This window comes from Streptomyces sp. NPDC058375, from assembly GCF_042723425.1.
Classification (GTDB): Bacteria; Actinomycetota; Actinomycetes; order Streptomycetales; family Streptomycetaceae; genus Streptomyces; species Streptomyces durocortorensis.
In genome coordinates, this window is sequence record NZ_JBHXJG010000058.1 from 1 (window position 1) to 16793 (window position 16793).

Below are 16793 nucleotides of genomic sequence, written 5' to 3' on the forward strand. Positions count from 1 at the left end.
CTTCCGAGCCTCTCCCGCCCCGCGCCGTGACCCCACTGCACGGACCTCTTTTTCACTCCTGCTTCTGGGACGCCGCCGCGGTGAGATCCAGGGCGATGTCCACGATCATGTCCTCCTGGCCGCCCACCAGCCCTCGCCGTCCGACCTCCACGAGGATGTCCCGGGCGTCCAGGCCGTACCGGTCGGCGGCGGTCTCGGCATGGCGCAGGAAGCTGGAGTAGGCACCCGCGTACCCGAGGGTGAGCGTCTCGCGGTCGACGCGTACGGGGCGGTCCTGCAACGGCCGTACGAGGTCGTCGGCGGCGTCCTGCAGGGCGAACAGGTCGCAGCCGTGCTTCCAGCCGTGCAGGTTCGCCACCGCGACGAACGGCTCGATCGGACAGTTGCCTGCCCCGGCCCCTTGCCCGGCCAGCGAGGCGTCGACACGGATGACCCCCTCTTCCACCGCCACCACGGAGTTGGCGACCGACAGGGAGAGGTTCTCGTGGGCGTGGATACCGATCTGGGTCGCCTCGTCCAGGACGTCGCGGTAGGCGCGGATCCGGTCGCGGACCCCCTGCGGCATGAGACGCCCGCCGGAGTCGGTGACGTATACGCAGTGGGCGCCGTAGGACTCCATCAGGGCCGCCTGCCGGGCCAGTTCGGCAGGCGGCGCCATGTGGGACATCATCAGGAAACCGGAGACGTCCATGCCCAGTTCGCGTGCGGTGGCGATGTGCTGGGCCGCGACGTCCGCCTCCGTGCAGTGCGTGGCCACCCGTACCGAGCGCACCCCCAGGGCATAGGCCTGCTTGAGTTCGGCGATGGTGGCGATGCCGGGCAGCAGCAGGGAGGTGAGGACCGCGTTCTCGGCCGCGTCCGCCGCGGCCTCGATCCACTCCCAGTCGCTGTGGCTGCCGGACCCGTAGTTGAGGCTGCCACCGGCCAGTCCGTCGCCGTGGGCCACCTCGATGGCGTCCACGCCGGCGGCGTCGAGGGCCCGCACGATGCGGGTGACGTCGGCGGGATCGATGCGGTGGCGGATGGCGTGCATGCCGTCGCGCAGGGTGACGTCCTGGATGTAGAGGCGGGGGACGGCAACGTCGGTCATGGGGTCACCTCGGTGAGGAAACGCTCGGCGACACGCTCGCCGACACGGAGGGCTGCGGAGGTCATGATGTCGAGGTTGCCCGCATAGGCGGGCAGGTAGTGGGCCGCGCCCTCGACCTCCAGGAAGACGGTGACCTTGGTGGTGACCTCGGGCGCACCGGGTGGCAGCAGGGTGTGGACGGGTTCGTCCGCCGGCACCGGGGTGAACTGGACGTCCTGCTTGAGGCGGTATCCCGGCACGTACTCGGCGACGGCCGCCACCATCGCGGTGACGGACTCGACGACCGCTCGCTCGTCCACATCGCCGGTCAGGCAGTAGACGGTGTCCCGCATGATCATGGGCGGTTCGGCCGGGTTGAGCACGATGATCGCCTTGCCTCGCAGGGCGCCGCCGACCGAGGCGATGGCCGCGGAGGTCGTCTCCGTGAACTCGTCGATGTTGGCGCGCGTCCCCGGCCCCGCCGAACGGGACGAGATCGAGGCGACGATCTCCGCGTAGGCGACCGGGCTCACCCGGCTGACCGCGTGCACAACGGGAATAGTGGCCTGGCCGCCGCAGGTCACCATGTTGAGGTTGGCAGCGGAGTTGTCCAGGTGCTCGTCCAGGTTGACGGCCGGCACCACGTAGGGGCCGAGCGCGGCCGGGGTGAGGTCCACCATGACCTTGCCCAGAGGCACGAGCCGCTTGGCGTTCTCGACATGCGCCTTGGCCGAGGTGGCGTCGAAGACGATGCCGATGTCCTCGAACCCCTCCATCGCGATGAGGCCGTCCACCCCCTCGGCGGTCGTGGGCACCTTCAGCCGGGCGGCTCGGGCCAGCCCGTCCGACGCCGGGTCGATGCCCACCATGGCGGCCATCTCCAGACGTTCGGAGAGCCGTATCACTTTGATCATCAGATCGGAGCCGATATTGCCGGACCCGATGACGGCGACCTTGGTCTTCTTCACCTCGACCTCACTCAGTGCTGGTGAACGTGGCGGATACGGAGCCGAGCGGGGAGATCTCGGCGTGCACGGCGGCGCCCGGACCGACCGGCACCAGAGGGCCCAGGGCCCCCGAAAGCACGACCTGACCAGCGCGCAGCGGTTCCCCGAACTCACGCGCGGTGCGCGCGAGCCAGAGCAGGGCTTCGAGCGGATCACCCAGGCAGGCGGCCCCGTCTCCCGTCGAGACCTCGCGGCCGTCGAGCGACATCGTCATGGTGACCTCACGCGGCTCGAAGCGGTCCAGCGGGACCCGGTCGGCTCCCAGGACGAAGAGACCGGAGGAGGCGTTGTCGGCCACCGTGTCCGTGATCGCGATGTCCCATCCGTCGATCCGGCTGTCGACGATCTCCAGGGCGGCACGGGCGTGATCGACGGCGGCGCGCACCCGGCGCAGGTCCAGGTCCTCCAGGTCCAGGTCCGCACCGAGGACGAAGGCTATCTCGGCCTCGACCCGGGGCTGCAGCAAGCGCTCGCTGGGGACCGCCACGGCCTGGCCCGTCATGTCCATGTTGTCGAAGAGAATGCCGAAGTCCGGGCGGTCCACGCCCACTTGGCGTTGCACGGCCGCCGACGTCAGTCCGATCTTGCGGCCGACCACCCGGGCCCCCCGGGACAGCCTGTCCTGCGCGAGCCGCTGTTGCACGGCGTACGCGGCGGCGATGTCCGTAGGGCCCAGAAGGTCACGGACGGGGGCGCAGGGGCGGTGCTCCGCCTCGGCGCGGCCCAGCCGCGCGGCTGCCGCGGCCACCGCGGCCGGTTCCGCGACGGACACTGCTTGCGCACGCTCTGCCATCAGACTCCTCTTCCTCCGGGTTCTCGGTGTCATCCTCGGCAGGGCACGTCCTGCTCGGCTCCACCCACCCTGATCTTCGCGGGCCGCCCCGGCCACGGGAGGTTTCGCTCAGTGGGACGGGATGCGAGAGCAGACCGTCTGTGTCACGTCCCCCGGCGCACGCCATCGACCAGAACGTCCGTTCCGAAGACCCGCAGGAGGGCGAGGGCAGCGGGCGCGTTCCGGCACGAAAGAGCCGGCACCGGGCCGGGAAGGGCCACTGGTGCCGGCAGAGTCTCCGTTGCTGAGCCGGCTCGACGATGCGGTCAGCGGTAGGGCGTCGCCGCAGCAGCCATCTCGTCGAGCACCTTGAGCACTTCGTCCTCCGGGGCGGTCGGCAGGTCCAGCAGGACACGCTCGACCCCGGCGCTCGCGTAGGTTTCGAGGCTCTTGCTGTCGTACTGGGCCGCGTGGACGACGACGGGAGTCCGCGTTCCGGTCGCCTCGCGCATCCGGGTGATCTTCGCGCTCAACTCCTCGGGGACGACGCTGTTCGGCATCCAGGCCGCACCGTATGCGGCGAGGCGTGCCCAGGCTGCCTCGCTGTCGCCGCCCACGTAGATCGGCGGGTGGGGCTGCTGCACCGGCTTCGGCCACGCGTAGGAGGGACCGAAATCAACGAAGTTGCCGTGGAACTCGGCCTTCTCCTTCGTCCACAGTTCGATCATCGCCCTCAGCCGCTCGTCCAGCAGAGCTCCGCGGGTGCGCGGGTCGGTGCCGTGGTGCGCCATCTCGGCACGGTTCCACCCGGCCCCGACACCGAACACGGCCCGGCCGTCGGAGACGAGATCGAGGGTGGCGACCTCCTTCGCGGTGGTGATGGGGTCGCGCTGGACCACCAGCGCTATACCGGTGCCCAGAGTGAGGGTGCGCGTCACGGCCGCCGCCGCGCCCAGCGCGACGAACGGATCCAGGGTGCGGAAGTACTTCCGCGGCAGTACGGACCCCGGTTCGCCGATGTGGGGGTCGACGGGGATGTGGGTGTGCTCGGCGAGGAAGAGCGCGTCCAGCCCGCGCTCCTCCAGTGCGGGCCCCAGCGCCGTCGGCCGAATGCTCTCGTCGGTGAGAAACGTGGCGACCCCGAACTTCATGTGTCTCCGATCCTGGCCATGGCGCACCTCAACGAGTGGCCTCCGATTGATCTTGTGACCGCCCGTGCCCGCGCCCTCAAGTGCGGTCGGCCACGGTCTGTACGGCGAAGTGCTTCTTCAGAGGGAGCGTCGTGTCCACGGCCTTATCCCGCGGCAGAGGCGTGCCCGCACCGAGCGCCTTGCGCACGACGAGGAACTCGGCGGGGTTGTTGACACACTCGACGGCGACCAACTGCTCGCCCCGGTACCGCAGCACGGTCGCCCTGCCGGCTCGCGTTCCGGGACGCACGATGCTCTCGTCCTCCGGACGGGCCAGTCCCGCGATCTGTAGCTTGACGTCTCCCTGTTCGGACCAGAACCACGGAAGACTGCGGTACGTCCCGTCGGCTCCGACAAGGGTCTGAGCCGCGGCCTTGGCCTGCTCGACCGCGTTGTCGACGCTCTCCAGCCGTAGTCGCGGCCTCGACAGGCCCTCTGGACCCGGGGACGGGTCGGGAAGGCTCGCACAATCGCCCACCGCGAGGGTGAACCCGTCGGAGGCGAGCGAGCGGTCGTCCACAACGATCCCGTTGTCGCAGTGCAGGCCCGCGTTACGAGCAAGTCCGTCGCGGGGCTCGGCGCCCACGCCCATGAGGACGAGCTGCGCGGGCAGTTCCCGGCCGTCCTCCAGTTCGACACCGGTGACCGTTCCGCCCGCGTCACCGCGCAGGCGCCGGGGGCGCACGCCGGTGAGGACGCGCACGCCCGCCGCGCGGTGCGCCGCTTCGACGATCCCCGCGGCGGCCGGGCTGACGACGCGGTTCAGCACAGCGGCAGCCGCCTCCACGACAGTGGCACGGACACCGGCCGCCACCGCGGCGGCGGCCACTTCCAGCCCGACGAACCCGCCGCCGACCACGACGAGGTCGGTGACCTCGGCGAGGCACCCGGCCAGCTTCTGGGCGTCGCGGACATCTCTGAGCACCAGCGCTCCCGCGAGGTCGTCCCCCTCGATCGGCAAGCGCCGCGGCTGCGCCCCAGTGGCCAGCACCAGTCGCTCGAACGCCCATCGCCGGCCGGAGACGGACGTGGCCGTGCCTGCTCCCGTCCCGTCCAGGCTCAGCTGCCCGATCTCCTCGTTGAGCAGCAGGTCGATCCGCTGCTCGGCGTAGAAGGAGGCGGTACGCAACGCGAGGGACTCGACGGGCGACTCTCCCCGCAGGAAGTCCTTGGACAACGGGGGGCGGCCGTAAGGGGCGTACGGTTCCTGTCCGACCAGCGTGATGGTGCCCCGCCACCCGAACTCGCGTGCACTGCTCGCCACCTGAACACCCGCCTGGCCCGCGCCCACGACGAGCAGGCGGCCGTCGACACTCACAGTTGGGTTTCCGGCACGGTCACACGGACCTCCTGCCCCGGGGCCAGAACGAGTTGACACGACAGCCGGGAGTTGTCCTCGCGGTCGGTGGCGGCGCAGTCGAGCATCTCGTCCTCGTCCTCGCTGACCGCCGTGAAGTCGTCCGCGTTCTCCTCGGCGAGAAACACGTGGCATGTCGCGCAGGACAGTACGCCGCCGCACTGGCCCAGGATGCCCGGGACACCGTTGCGGACAGCGGTCTGCATGACGGAGACGCCTGCTCCCGCTTCGATCACTCGTTCGGCGCCGTCGGGCTGCTTGTAGATGACTTTCGGCACGGGTACGTTCCTCTCCGTCACCAGGTGACCGGCACGCTGGTCATGGGCCGGGTCAGGACGTCCTCGCGGCGGACCGGCTCCCCCGCCAGGCGCAGGTCGGGGATGCGCTTGAAAATCTCGGCCATGCCGACCTGCAGCTCCATACGGGCCAGCGGGGCGCCGAGACAGTGGTGCAGACCGTGGCTGAGCGTCAGATGGGGGTTGGCCTGCCTGGTGATGTCGAACCGTCCCGGGTCCTCCACCGCCTCGGGGTCGTGCCCGGCCGCGGTGGGATCGACACTGACCGCTTCGCCCCGGGCGATCAGCTGCCCGTCCACGACCACGTCTTCCGTCGCGACGAACGGCACCAGGCCGCCCGCGCCGACCACCGGGCCGCCCATGACGAACGAGCCATGCCGGAGCACCTCTTCGGCGGCTGTGGGCGCAAGCCCGTCGGGGTCGGTCAGGAACAATGCCCGCTGTTCGTCCGAGCGCAGCAGCGACAACACGCCGGTGGTCAGGAAGTTGGCGGTGTTGTCGAACCCGCCGACGATCAGAATGAAGGCGATGGGGAGTATCTCGGCGTCCGTGAGGGTCTCGTCGCGGTCGCGGGCATGTGCCAGCGCGCTGAGCAGATCGTCCCTCGGTTCCGCGCGACGCCGGGCGATCAGGTCCGTCATGTACGCCGCGAGTTCGGCCATGTCGGCGGCGATCTCCTCCTCGGCCTTGCCTGACACGGCGAGCCCGGACGAAGCCCACCGTTCGAACTTCTCCCGGTCCGCGGAATCCACACCCAGCAGGGAGCTCAGCATTTCGATGGGCAACGAAACGGCGTACTCGGAGATGAAGTTGCGCACGCCACCGCGCTCGATCATGCCGTCGATCAGCTCGTTGGCGAAGGCGACCGCGGAGGCGCGCATGTCCCGCACCCGCCGCGGCGAAATTGCCTTCTGGACCAGCTTGCGCAGCTTCGTGTGCTGGGGCGGGTCCTCGAACTGCAGGGTGGTGAGCAGGAAGTCAGGGAACTGCACGTAGAACGGCACCACGCGCTCGCCGGTACGGAAGGGCTCGCGAACGAACCGAGCGTCGCCCAGCACCTCCTTGGCGGCACGGTTGCGGTGTATCACCCACACGTCGCCGCCGTACGGCATGGTGGTCCTGGTCATCGGGCGGTCGGCCATGAGACGCCGCAGATGCTCCACCGCCTCGGGGGCCGGCAGGGGGCCGTAGGGAAACTCGACGCCACCTGCGGTGGTGGTCTCGGTCATGGTGGTTCTCTCCGATCCGTGTCAGGCGGTGTGGGGCCGGGGGGCTGCGATGACCTCGGGATTCACCCCGGGCGGGAGAGCCATGATCTCGTCGAACCGTTCGGCCACGGCTTCGGCCGTCAGGGCCGGATCGTGGATACCGGCGGTGTTCACCAGGGCTGTGCGGCTCACCGCACCGCCGGCGGCGTTGAAGACCTCGCCGGTGACCTGGCAAGAGGGGTGGACGAGGAACGCGGCCACGGGAGCGACGTGCTCCGGCAGAAGTTGCGTTCGCAGATAGGCCAGTACGTCCGGCTCCAGCGAATCCGCTGAGTTCTCCACCATGCGGGTGCCCGCACCGGGGGCCAGTGCGTTGACGAGAACACCGTGTTCGGCGCCCTCGATGGCAAGGTTGCGAGTGAGGGAGAACACCGCTCCCTTGGAGCTCCCGTAATGCGTCATCAGCGGGTTGCCGAGCATGGCCGCGGAGACGGTGTTGACGACGCGACCGGTACCGGAGGCGATCAGATGGGGCCATGCCGCGCGGCAGAGGTGGAGCGATCCGAAGAAGTGGACATCGAGGTGGCGCTGATACTCCTCGATGGGTACCTCGTCGAAATGCCCGGTGCGGACGATCCCCGCGTTGTTGATGACCGCGTCGAGGCGACCAAACTCCGCAACGGCCGCTTCGACGACCTCTGCGGCGCCGCTCTCGGTGGAGATGTCGGCCCGGCTGGCCACGGCGCGACCTCCGGCTGAACGGATCTCGGCCACGACGTCCCCGGCGGGATCGTCACCGTCCCGGCCTGCTCCGTCCACCCGGGATCCGAGATCGGCGACGACGACACCGGCGCCGCGGGCGGCGAGCAGCAGGGCATGCGCCCGGCCGATGCCGCGCCCGGCACCGGTCACGACCACGACGCGGTCGGTGAAGGACAGGGGTTTCACAGCTGAGTTCCCATCTGCAGTGCGGAGCGCTGTACGCGTACGCTGTCGGGTCCGGTCGCGCCAAGGTGCACGACCTGCGGTTGGAGGTCAGGGACGGTTGGCGCCGCCGCTCACACGGACCGGGGCCGTCCAGATCGTCCCGCGGCGGTTGCGGCGGGACTCGCCCCAGTCCAGGACGTCCAGACCGGCGCAGATGTACAGGGTGCGACGGTCGGGGCCGCCGAGGACGCAGGCGGGGGGCAGAGCGCTCTCGGGAGCGAACCGCACGATGTCGGTGACTGCTCCGCCCTCGACGAAGCGGGCCACCGCCGGAACCGATGGCATTCCGGCCCAGACCCCGCCGTCGTCGTCCAGGCAGATGCCGTCGGGCAGGGAGGAAGTGGTGGCGAAGACGCGGCGCCCGCTGAGCCGACCGGCCTCGTCACGGTCCAGGATGGTGAGGCGGTTGGCGAATGCTTCGGCCGTCACCAATCGGCTGCCGTCCGAGCTGACGGCGATGCCGTTGGCACCCGAGAAACCGCCCAGTTCTGTCAACGCCCGGGCCGTTCCATCGGGTTCCACGACAAGCAAGGCCGCATCACGGGGCTCTTCCCCCTGGAACAGTTCGAACCCCAGCTGCGTCACGTAGGCGCGGCCGTCGGCGTCCACGACCATGTCGTTGATCGGGCCGGTGGCCAGCGCACGCAGGTCCGCGTGTTCGGTCACGTGCTCCCCGTCGAAGGCCAGGACGAGCCGCTCGTGCATCGAGGTCACGATCAGCCGTCCGTCGGGCAACCATCCGAACCCGCCCGGGATGGTCTCGACGCCGTTCTCCGAGGTGCGCGTGGAGAGGTCGAGCGCGGTGTGCGGAGTGCCGTCCTCGTCGAGCCGCACGATCCGGTGGGCGTACATGTCGCTGAACCACAACGCGCCCTCATGCCAACGAGGGCACTCGGCCCACGTGTAGCCTCTCGAAAGCTCGTGCGGTGTGATGTCGAGGGCGCTGGCGAAGGGATCGACGGCGGTGTCGGTCACGGGTCCTCCTGGTCGTCGTGCCGGGCCATGGGCCAGGCGGTCAAAAGGGAAGCGGGTGGGCGAACTTGGCCCGCAGCAGTGCCCCGCCTCGGCGAGGGCCGGCCTGCCTCCGGCGAGGTGGCCCGACTGCACCGTGCATGCGTGGTACGAGCCGGGTAGCGCGTGAGCGTGGTCTGCACTCCGGCCTCGCGCAAACCCGGTGGGCGTATCGCTCCCCCAGTCCGGGAGCGGGTCGGACTCCGCCGTGACGACGATGGCCGGCGGAAATCCGCCGAGGTCCCCGCGTAGGCGGAAATCCGGTATCGCGCTCTCCGGTGTCGGTGGACGGATCAGCCGGTGGGCACGGAGAAGCCACCCTCCGGCAGGAGCGGCGCCCGCCGATGCGTCAAGATCTCGGCCCGCGCCGCCATGGCACCGGCGACGAAGGGCTGGGACAGCAGGTAGAACTCGTCCGCCGCCGCCTGGTCGAAGAAGACCTCGGCCGCCGCGAGCGGGTCCATGGCCTGTTCCTTCACCCGCAGCATGGCGGCCCGGTGGTCCTCCGCGGCAGCGGTGTCTCCGTCGTGGACGGCGCCGGCCGACTCGAAGATGTTCGAAACCACGGCACCGGGAAGGACCGCTTGCACGTGGACGTGGTGGGCGTGGCCGGCGAGCTCCACCTCCTGGCGCAGGCACTCGGTGAGGGCCAGCACGGCGTGTTTGCTCATGATGTACGGCGCTTGCAAGGGGCTGGCACTGACCCCGCCCACGGAGGAGAGGTTCCACACCCACGACGGTCCAGGCTCCGCGAGCATCCCCGGCAGGAACGCCCTGATGCCGTAGAAGACTCCGCTGATGTTGATCGCGACGAGGCGGTCCCAGTTGGCGACCGGGGTGTCCCACAGGTAGCCGAACTGTTCCACGCCCGCGTTGTTCACCAGCAGCCTGACCGGACCGGCTTCCTCACGGGTACGCTCCGCCAGAGCTTCGAGGTCGGCCGGATTCCGTACGTCACAGGCGATGTCGAGGGCGCGCACACCGCCCTCCTCCAACTCGGCGCGCAGGGACGCGATCGCCTCGGTGTCGACGTCGGCGAGCACCACTGTCATGCCGAGTTCCAGCCCGGCGTAGCCGGCCAGGCCGGCGCCGATTCCCGCGCCGGCTCCGGTGATCACGGCGACCCCTCCGCCGAACAGCTCCTCCGCCGAACTCATCGAGTGCTCTCCTCACGCTCGGCGACGATCTCGCGGATGGCCCGCACCACCGGTGCGAACGTTCTCTCGGGGTCCACGACAGCGGGGCTGTCCATGTTGTTGTGGCAGATCGCCACCGCCAGACGATCTCGGAGATCGGCCCAGGCGAGCGAACCCCCGGCTCCTGGGCTGTAGATGATCTCCCGGTGGTCTCCGACCAGCGGGTCGGACGCCCCGGCCTCACCGCCGAGCCAGAATCCGTTCGCACCGAACCACACGGGAATGGTGAGCACCTTGTCCGCGTCGTACGCACCTTCACGCGGCCGGGTGAAGGTGGCCACCCTCTCCGGCGAGAGCAGGCGGACGCCGTTCAGTGCGCCGCCCTCCGCGAGCATCGCGAAGATCCGTGCCACGGAGTCCGCTGTGGTGATGGCGCCTGCTCCCGGGTCGACGGCCTGCTGCACCGTCCGCAGATTGTGCGCGTCGGAGCCGGGGAACACCGCCTTCGGGCTGACGTTGTGCTCGTCGACGATGCTGAACTCGTTTCCGCCGTACAGTGTCGCCACCCGGGGAAGGTCGGCGTCAGGCACTCCCAGATGGAAGTCGTCGGCACCGAGGGGCCCGGTGATCTCCTCGCGGACGAAGACGTCGAACGGCCGCCGGGCCGGGTCCGTGCGGCGCACCACTTCGCCGACGATCCAGCCCCAGACGAGAACGTGGTAGGCGTTGGCGGTGCCAGGCTCGTAGACCGGGGTGAACCCGGCGACGCGCTCGGTCATCCACTCCCAGTCGGCCAGAAGCTCCGGTGTGACGCCTTCGGGCATCTGCGGGATTCCGGCCCGGTGCGAGAGCGCCTGTTCGACGGTGACGGATTCCTTGCCGTTGACCGCGAACTCCGGCCAGTACCGGGCGACCGGCGCTTGGAGGTCGATCAGGCCGCGCTCGGCCTGGAGGTGGACGGCGATCGCGGTGACGCCCTTGGTCACGGAGAACACCGGAAAGAGCGTGCGCTCGTCGGCTGGGGTTCCCTTGTCCACGTCGCCGACCCCCGCTACGGCGTTCACGATCAACTCGCCGCGGTGGTAGGCCGCGACGGATATACCGGACTCACCCAGCTCCAGGGCTCGGTCGAGGGCTGCGGTGATACGTCGATCAGGGGGGCGAAGGGTGGTCATCAGCTCTCCTCGTGCGGGTGCGAGCGGAGTAAGCCGCGGCGTGCCATGCGGTGGCGGTGGCTGTCATCCCGCTGACTGCCTGAGGCTAGGCCGGACACGAGGCGGCCCGAGTGCGTTGTTCCGCTCAGTGGACGGCTTGTCGGCGGGCAGGACGTCAGGTCGTCACTTCGCGCCGGGCGATGAGCCGACGCCCCTCCTCTGTACGCCGCAGTCCGTCACGGCAGGAACCGACGAACGCGACGTTCCGCGTCCCGGGATCGGCACCCCGGGGAACGCCATGATCATCGGGTCCGAGTTCCGTCATGGACCGTCCAGGAGCGGCGGTGTGACCTCGACGGGATGCCGCCCGCCTGGTCACCTCTCGGGTGAGGAAGCGGTCAGTCCCGCGGCGATGAACGCGATGACGGTCCCCACAGCCGGGAAGGACGGCTCGGCGGCGGCGAAGCGTCCCGGGGCCTGGGGCCGGCCGTAGAGCTGCAGAAGCAGGGTGAAGGCGAGCCGCCAGCGGTCTGCGATCTCGTGCACGGTGAGATGGGGCAGCGCTCTGCCGAGCATCACCTCGAATGGGGCGGACCCGAACCAAGGGGCGTGCAGGCGTGGTGGCTCGGCGCCGAGGCATATCTGGGCAAGCAGGCTGCAGAGTACGCGCCCCCGCGAGGAGCGGACCATGTCGTCGAACGGCTCCACCAGGGCCGTGACCAGCGCCACCATGTCGACCCCGGTCGGGTCGGCTTCGTCCGACGCCGCGGGGTCTGCCAGCTCATCCAGGCAGTCGCGCCACCGAGGCTCCAGTTCTCGTTCCAGGAGCGCCGCCACCAGGCCTTCGCGCGATCCGAAGTGGTAGTGGACGGCTCCGGGATTCAGGCCTGCCTCGGCATTGATGGCACGGACAGACACCTGATTCACGCCGTGATCGAGGAAGAGCTTCTCCGCCGCGTCCAGCAGCCGGTCCCTGGTCGAGGACGATTCATCCGCCATGCGGCTCATTGGAGCACACTGCGGAGAACTATCATTCAATCACTGATTGATTTACGTTTGGACAGACCGAGGCGCGAACGTGCGTCTACCTCCCCCACCTCTCCCCCGACATCACAAGGACTCTCGCCATGGGCAACTACGTCGTCACCGGATCTGCCTCCGGAATGGGGGCCGCAACCGCCGACAGGCTGCGCGATGCCGGCCACACGGTCATCGGAATCGATCTGCGTGACGCCGACATCACGGCCGACCTCGGCACGGACGAGGGCCGCGCGGCGGCGGTCTCCGAGGCGCTGGAGCGGTGCGCCGGGCAGCTCGACGGAGTGGCGGCCGTCGCCGGTGTCGGCCCTTCGATGCCGGACGCCGGCACCGTGGTGTCGATCAACTATTTCCATCCGGTGCGCATGCTGGAGGGGCTCCGCCCCGCGCTCGCCGCTTCCGGCGCGGGGCGCGTCGTGGTGATCGGCTCCAACTCCTCCACCACCGTCCCGATGATCGATGACAGGCTGGTCGAGTTGCTCCTCGCCGGTGACGAGGAGACGGCCCGCGAGCACGCCCGTGGCGCGCAGGCCGCGACACCCGCCGAGGTCCGGGCCACGTCCCCGACCATCTCCGCGTACGCGACCACCAAGTTCGCGCTGGCCCGCTGGGCCCGACAGACCGCCGTCACCACCGAGTGGGCCAGGCAGGGTGTCCTGCTCAACGTGATCGCCCCTGGGGCCATCCTCACCCCGTTGATGCTCGCCGGGGGCCGCGCCGAGGATCTGGACGCGGACGCCTTCCCCACGCCCATGCCTCTCGGTATGTTCGGCGCCCCGGAGGACGTCGCCTTCTGGGTGCACCAGTTCCTGCGTCCGGAAGCTCGTTTCACCACCGGCGCCACTCTCGTCGTCGACGGCGGCACCGACGCCGCCATGCGTCCCGACGCACAGCCCACGGCGATGACTGTCTGACCGATCCCACGGGCCGCCCGGCCCTTGTCGGCTCGCTCCCCTCACATCCGGCTCACCTCAGCCCGAGAGAAGAAGAAGATGACGACTCCCGATGTTTTCCGGCCCGCAGAGTTGGGGCCTGTGACACTGCGCAACCGCATCCTCAAGGCGGCGACCTTTGAGGGCATGACCAAGGATGCCGTGGTCACCGACGAATTGATCGAGTTCCACCGCCGTCACGCGGCGGGCGGCGTAGGCATGACCACCGTGGCCTACTGCGCGGTCGCTCCGGAGGGCCGCACCGAGTACGACCAGATCTGGATGCGTCCAGAGGCTCTGCCGGGGCTGCGCCGCCTGGCCGAGGCAGTGCACGCGGAGGGCTCCGCGGTGTCCGCGCAGATCGGCCACGCCGGGCCTGTGGCCAACGGCAAGTCCAACAAAGTGCCGGCCCTCTCACCGTCACGGACGTTCAGCGCTCAGGCACTCTCGGTCATCCGGGCCGCCTCGAAGGACGACATCCGCCGCATCACCCGTGCGCACGCGGACGCCGCCCAGTACGCGATCGAAGCCGGCTTCGACGCGGTCGAGATCCATCTCGGCCACAACTACTTCGCCAGCTCGTTCCTGAGCCCGAAGATCAACAAGCGCAAGGACGAGTACGGGGGTTCGCTTCAGGGGCGCGCCAGGGTTGCCCGCGACGTGTGCCGCGCGGTGCGGGACAAGGTGGGCGACCGCATCGCTGTCCTGGCCAAATTCAACATGGACGACGGTGTGCCGGGAGGCTTCTGGCTCGACGAGAGCCTTCAGGTCGCCCAGTGGATCGAGAGCGACGGCAGTGTCGACGCCCTCGAACTCACTGCGGGCAGCTCCCTGCTCAACCCGATGTACCTGTTCCGTGGTGAGGCGCCGTTGCGGGAGTTCGCCGCCGCCATGCCCCAGCCGCTCAAACTCGGCATCCAGATGGTGGGCGGCAAGTTCCTGCACAGCTACCCGTACCAGGAGGCGTATCTCCTGGACAGCGCCCGCCAGTTCCGTGCCGCGCTCGGTCTGCCGCTGGTACTGCTCGGCGGCATCAGCACCAAGGCGACCATGGACCGGGCGATGGCGGAGGGCTTCCAGTTCGTCGCCATGGCCCGCGCCCTGCTCCGCGAGCCCGACCTGCTCAACCGCCTGCAACAGGATCCGTCGACACCTTCCCTGTGCATCCACTGCAACAAGTGCATGCCGACCATCTTCAGCGGCACCCACTGCGTCCTGGCCGGAGCCGACGACCAGGGACAGCCGGCCGGGGTCTGAGCCCGGTCCGGCGGTTCTCCGGAAGGCGCGGGTTCGGACCGGTGCACGGAACTGGTCATGACGGATCGCACGCCTTGATCACGCCGGACGCCACACGTCCCGCCTATCGACGTCACGCACGGGACAGCCCTTCCGCCCTCTGCCCGCCCGTGCTCCCGCTGAGTGGGACGAGACGGCGTCTCCAGCGCCGCGGCAGGAGTAGGAATCAGGAGCCGGCCGGGCCAGGCGCAAGACCATCCGGCCCACGCCTGCAGCGGTGCCGTATCCCGAGTGCCTCCCGCGAGGAGGCTCGGCGACGATGGCGGTGAAGCGGCCCCTGCGCCGCGCCCACCGATGTCGACGGTGCCGCACTCCACGTGGACGGCGAGGCCGCCGACACGGGCGGAGGCGCGGTCGTGACCGACAGAGCCACGAACTCCCTCAAGGCGAAAGGACGTCAAGTGTTCTCCGAACGGGCCTTCCTGTCATTCGTGGACGTGACCGATCCGGCTCTGCTGCCCGAGTACCACGACTGGCAGGTCTACGACCACATCCCCGAGAACCGCGCGCTGCCCGGAGTGGCCTGGGGCGAGCGGTGGACACGTATCGCCGGGGCCGGCGGGCTGGAGCGGATCGCCGACCACCTGGCCGGGGTCGACTCGATGACGATGTATTGGTTCCTGCCGCCGTACGAGGAATCCGTGGCCGCATGGCGGAAGCTGGGCACCGACTCCATACAGTGGGGCCGGGGCCCTGGCATCCCGGGCGTGCAGCGGCCGTTCATGGGCTTCTTCACCCCCGTCAAGGGCTATGCCGCACCGCACGCCCTGGTCTCCCCCGAGGTACTGCCCTACCGGCCGAACACCGGAGTACACGTCACCCTGACGCGGATGGCCGAACCGATGGGCCACGACGCACATCTTTCGTACCGTCGCGAGGACCGGGTGCGCGTCCCCGGCCTCCTCGACGTGCCGGGTGTGGCCGGCGCGTGGACCTTCAGCCTGCACGAGCCGACCCGGCCGCATTGGCAGCCGGAGCAGGCGGACGCCCTGGTCCCGCACGAACTGCGGGCGCGGCTGCTGTATCTGGACCAAGATCCTCTCGAAGTGGCCGGACGCCTGGCCGAACACGACAAGGGTGGCTCCGTGGACGAGGAGAACACCGTCTTCTCCGCCCCGCTCGCCGCCTGTGCACCGTTCCAGCCGTGTCCGCCCGCGGCCTCCGCCGGACAGGACGGATGACCGCCGTGCCTCAGCCATCCTCATCCAACCCCGCCGACGAACTGGCTCTGCGAAAGCTGTCCGAGCGGTACGCGCTCGCCCTCGACGCACGGGACCGGGAAGCCTTCACCGGCGTGTTCACCGCCGAGGGCGTCCTGGTCGCCTACGGGCGGGACGGCAAGGAGACGCTGCGCCGAACAGGTCCGGCCGAACTGGTCGGCGAGATAGACGACCTGGCGGCCTTCGACGGGCTCTTCCACCCGGTCACCACCCATGTCGCCGTCGTCGCCACGGACGGCGGCACGGCAGCCGGGACCGCACTGTGCGAGGCCCACCACTACACCGAGGCCGACGGAACCGCCACCGACCTGTACTGCCCCGTGCGCTACGAGGACACCTACGTGCGCACATCCGAGGGCTGGCGCATCGCCCGCCGCGAAGTCCATGTGCTGTGGATGGACCTGCGTACCGTCACCGCGCCCGGCAGCTGAGCCGCCCACCCGTACGTCCCGGAACACGAAAGACCGTGAGAACACGACGACCGCGACGCGCTCCCACTCCACGAACCCGGTCCGGGAAGTCGATCGCCTCTCCCAGCCGGGCAGGGGGTCAGCGCACAGCACCGCCGAGAATCTCGCGGGCCTCCTCGCGGCCGTCGAGAAGGCGGGTGAGCCGACCGGCTATCCGCCAACCGGCCTCGTTCCGCACCAGGTCCCAGCGGTTCGCTGCGATCCGCCAGACGTAGAAGCCGCCGTCGCCGTCGCCGCGGAAGATCTGGGAGTAGGTGACAGCAGTAGCCCGTCCCCCCTCGACCTCGACGAGTGCGGGCCCGATGTTGTGCGCCGAGCCGCCGCCGATGATCTCCTGGTGAGTGGTGCCGAGAACCATCTTCGAGATTCCGGCACTGCCGTTGAGCACGCCGACGTCCATGTCGTAGACGGCGTCCTGGGTCCACAACGCTCCTGCCGCCCCGGCGTCGCCGCTGTCGACCGTCGGCCCGTACGACGCGATGAGCCGGCGGACAGCCAGCTCGTCCTCCAACTCGGTGACACGGGCCGTCAGTGCCGCGAGCCGTGCGGCCAGTTCGGCCACGGACGGGGTCGGCTCGGTGCCCGGTGCCACTTCGGGGTCCATGCTCCCTCGCTCCTCGCGATAGATGAATCACTCCGTAGCCCGGTGG

The 16793-nt window shown here is 69.7% G+C and carries 17 protein-coding genes; 4 read left to right on the forward strand and 13 right to left on the reverse strand.

The genetic code is table 11. From position 1 onward, the window contains the following. Positions 1–52 precede the first annotated feature (52 nt). The 12 genes from dmpG to ACFWM7_RS12800 all read right to left on the reverse strand — a co-directional run bounded on the left by dmpG (position 53) and on the right by ACFWM7_RS12800 (position 12186). Positions 53–1090: a 4-hydroxy-2-oxovalerate aldolase gene (dmpG, locus tag ACFWM7_RS12745; protein ID WP_383259123.1), complete on the reverse strand. Its 1038-nt coding sequence runs from the start codon at positions 1088–1090 to the stop codon at positions 53–55. Continuing rightward, a complete protein-coding gene (locus ACFWM7_RS12750; protein ID WP_383259125.1) occupies positions 1087–2037 on the reverse strand; it encodes an acetaldehyde dehydrogenase (acetylating) in 951 nt (316 codons plus the stop codon). The genes dmpG and ACFWM7_RS12750 overlap by 4 nt, the downstream gene beginning before the upstream one ends. A 7-nt stretch (positions 2038–2044) precedes the next feature. After that, positions 2045–2869, reverse strand: coding sequence for a 2-keto-4-pentenoate hydratase (locus ACFWM7_RS12755; RefSeq protein WP_383259128.1), 825 nt, complete (start codon positions 2867–2869; stop codon positions 2045–2047). 305 nt (positions 2870–3174) lie between these two features. Then, positions 3175–3999 (reverse strand): LLM class F420-dependent oxidoreductase, encoded by an 825-nt coding sequence (locus ACFWM7_RS12760; RefSeq protein WP_383259131.1) that lies wholly within the window; start codon positions 3997–3999, stop codon positions 3175–3177. A gap of 76 nt (positions 4000–4075) precedes the next feature. Further along, a complete protein-coding gene (locus ACFWM7_RS12765) occupies positions 4076–5356 on the reverse strand; it encodes an NAD(P)/FAD-dependent oxidoreductase (protein WP_383259134.1) in 1281 nt (426 codons plus the stop codon). Next, positions 5353–5673 (reverse strand): 2Fe-2S iron-sulfur cluster-binding protein, encoded by a 321-nt coding sequence (locus tag ACFWM7_RS12770; protein ID WP_383259137.1) that lies wholly within the window; start codon positions 5671–5673, stop codon positions 5353–5355. The genes ACFWM7_RS12765 and ACFWM7_RS12770 overlap by 4 nt, the downstream gene beginning before the upstream one ends. 17 nt (positions 5674–5690) lie before the next feature. Beyond that, on the reverse strand, positions 5691–6920 hold the full coding sequence (locus tag ACFWM7_RS12775; RefSeq protein WP_383259140.1) for a cytochrome P450: 1230 nt from the start codon (positions 6918–6920) through the stop codon (positions 5691–5693). A 21-nt stretch (positions 6921–6941) separates the two neighbouring features. After that, the gene (locus tag ACFWM7_RS12780) at positions 6942–7847 is read right to left on the reverse strand and encodes an SDR family NAD(P)-dependent oxidoreductase (RefSeq protein WP_383259143.1); all 906 of its coding nucleotides are present in this window, start codon (positions 7845–7847) and stop codon (positions 6942–6944) included. An 87-nt stretch (positions 7848–7934) separates the two neighbouring features. Beyond that, positions 7935–8861 carry an SMP-30/gluconolactonase/LRE family protein gene (locus ACFWM7_RS12785; RefSeq protein WP_383259147.1) on the reverse strand — a complete coding sequence of 309 codons (927 nt, stop codon included), beginning with the start codon at positions 8859–8861 and terminating at the stop codon, positions 7935–7937. Positions 8862–9190: 329 nt separating this feature from the next. Beyond that, a complete protein-coding gene (locus ACFWM7_RS12790) occupies positions 9191–10054 on the reverse strand; it encodes an SDR family NAD(P)-dependent oxidoreductase (protein ID WP_383259150.1) in 864 nt (287 codons plus the stop codon). After that, positions 10051–11208 carry a serine hydrolase domain-containing protein gene (locus ACFWM7_RS12795; RefSeq protein WP_383259153.1) on the reverse strand — a complete coding sequence of 386 codons (1158 nt, stop codon included), beginning with the start codon at positions 11206–11208 and terminating at the stop codon, positions 10051–10053. The genes ACFWM7_RS12790 and ACFWM7_RS12795 overlap by 4 nt, the downstream gene beginning before the upstream one ends. A 354-nt stretch (positions 11209–11562) precedes the next feature. After that, positions 11563–12186, reverse strand: coding sequence for a TetR/AcrR family transcriptional regulator (locus tag ACFWM7_RS12800; RefSeq protein WP_383259156.1), 624 nt, complete (start codon positions 12184–12186; stop codon positions 11563–11565). Between the two features lie 128 nt (positions 12187–12314). Here ACFWM7_RS12800 and ACFWM7_RS12805 point away from each other — a divergent pair, with 128 nt between their 5' ends. The 4 genes from ACFWM7_RS12805 to ACFWM7_RS12820 all read left to right on the forward strand — a co-directional run bounded on the left by ACFWM7_RS12805 (position 12315) and on the right by ACFWM7_RS12820 (position 16104). After that, entirely contained in the window at positions 12315–13139 is an 825-nt protein-coding gene (locus ACFWM7_RS12805; protein WP_383259159.1) for an SDR family oxidoreductase, read from the forward strand. A gap of 78 nt (positions 13140–13217) precedes the next feature. Further along, positions 13218–14414 (forward strand): NADH:flavin oxidoreductase, encoded by a 1197-nt coding sequence (locus ACFWM7_RS12810; protein WP_383259162.1) that lies wholly within the window; start codon positions 13218–13220, stop codon positions 14412–14414. A gap of 395 nt (positions 14415–14809) precedes the next feature. Continuing rightward, positions 14810–15634 carry a hypothetical protein gene (locus tag ACFWM7_RS12815; RefSeq protein WP_383259165.1) on the forward strand — a complete coding sequence of 275 codons (825 nt, stop codon included), beginning with the start codon at positions 14810–14812 and terminating at the stop codon, positions 15632–15634. A 5-nt stretch (positions 15635–15639) separates the two neighbouring features. Next, a complete protein-coding gene (locus tag ACFWM7_RS12820; protein ID WP_383259170.1) occupies positions 15640–16104 on the forward strand; it encodes a nuclear transport factor 2 family protein in 465 nt (154 codons plus the stop codon). A 118-nt stretch (positions 16105–16222) separates the two neighbouring features. On the opposite strand, the gene ACFWM7_RS12825 is transcribed toward ACFWM7_RS12820, so the two are convergent. Then, positions 16223–16747 carry a nuclear transport factor 2 family protein gene (locus ACFWM7_RS12825; RefSeq protein ID WP_383259173.1) on the reverse strand — a complete coding sequence of 175 codons (525 nt, stop codon included), beginning with the start codon at positions 16745–16747 and terminating at the stop codon, positions 16223–16225. Between the last annotated feature and the right edge of the window lie 46 nt (positions 16748–16793).

Excerpts from the sequence above, each read along its gene's own strand:
- ACFWM7_RS12800 (WP_383259156.1), bottom strand. The coding sequence starts at position 12,186 with ATGGCGGATGAATCGTCCTCGACCAGGGACCGGCTGCTGGACGCGGCG.
- ACFWM7_RS12755 (WP_383259128.1), bottom strand. The coding sequence starts at position 2,869 with ATGGCAGAGCGTGCGCAAGCAGTGTCCGTCGCGGAACCGGCCGCGGTG.
- ACFWM7_RS12805 (WP_383259159.1), top strand. The coding sequence starts at position 12,315 with ATGGGCAACTACGTCGTCACCGGATCTGCCTCCGGAATGGGGGCCGCA.
- ACFWM7_RS12790 (WP_383259150.1), bottom strand. The coding sequence starts at position 10,054 with ATGAGTTCGGCGGAGGAGCTGTTCGGCGGAGGGGTCGCCGTGATCACC.
- ACFWM7_RS12775 (WP_383259140.1), bottom strand. The coding sequence starts at position 6,920 with ATGACCGAGACCACCACCGCAGGTGGCGTCGAGTTTCCCTACGGCCCC.
- dmpG (WP_383259123.1), bottom strand. The coding sequence starts at position 1,090 with ATGACCGACGTTGCCGTCCCCCGCCTCTACATCCAGGACGTCACCCTG.
- ACFWM7_RS12825 (WP_383259173.1), bottom strand. The coding sequence starts at position 16,747 with ATGGACCCCGAAGTGGCACCGGGCACCGAGCCGACCCCGTCCGTGGCC.
- ACFWM7_RS12760 (WP_383259131.1), bottom strand. The coding sequence starts at position 3,999 with ATGAAGTTCGGGGTCGCCACGTTTCTCACCGACGAGAGCATTCGGCCG.
- ACFWM7_RS12795 (WP_383259153.1), bottom strand. The coding sequence starts at position 11,208 with ATGACCACCCTTCGCCCCCCTGATCGACGTATCACCGCAGCCCTCGAC.
- ACFWM7_RS12810 (WP_383259162.1), top strand. The coding sequence starts at position 13,218 with ATGACGACTCCCGATGTTTTCCGGCCCGCAGAGTTGGGGCCTGTGACA.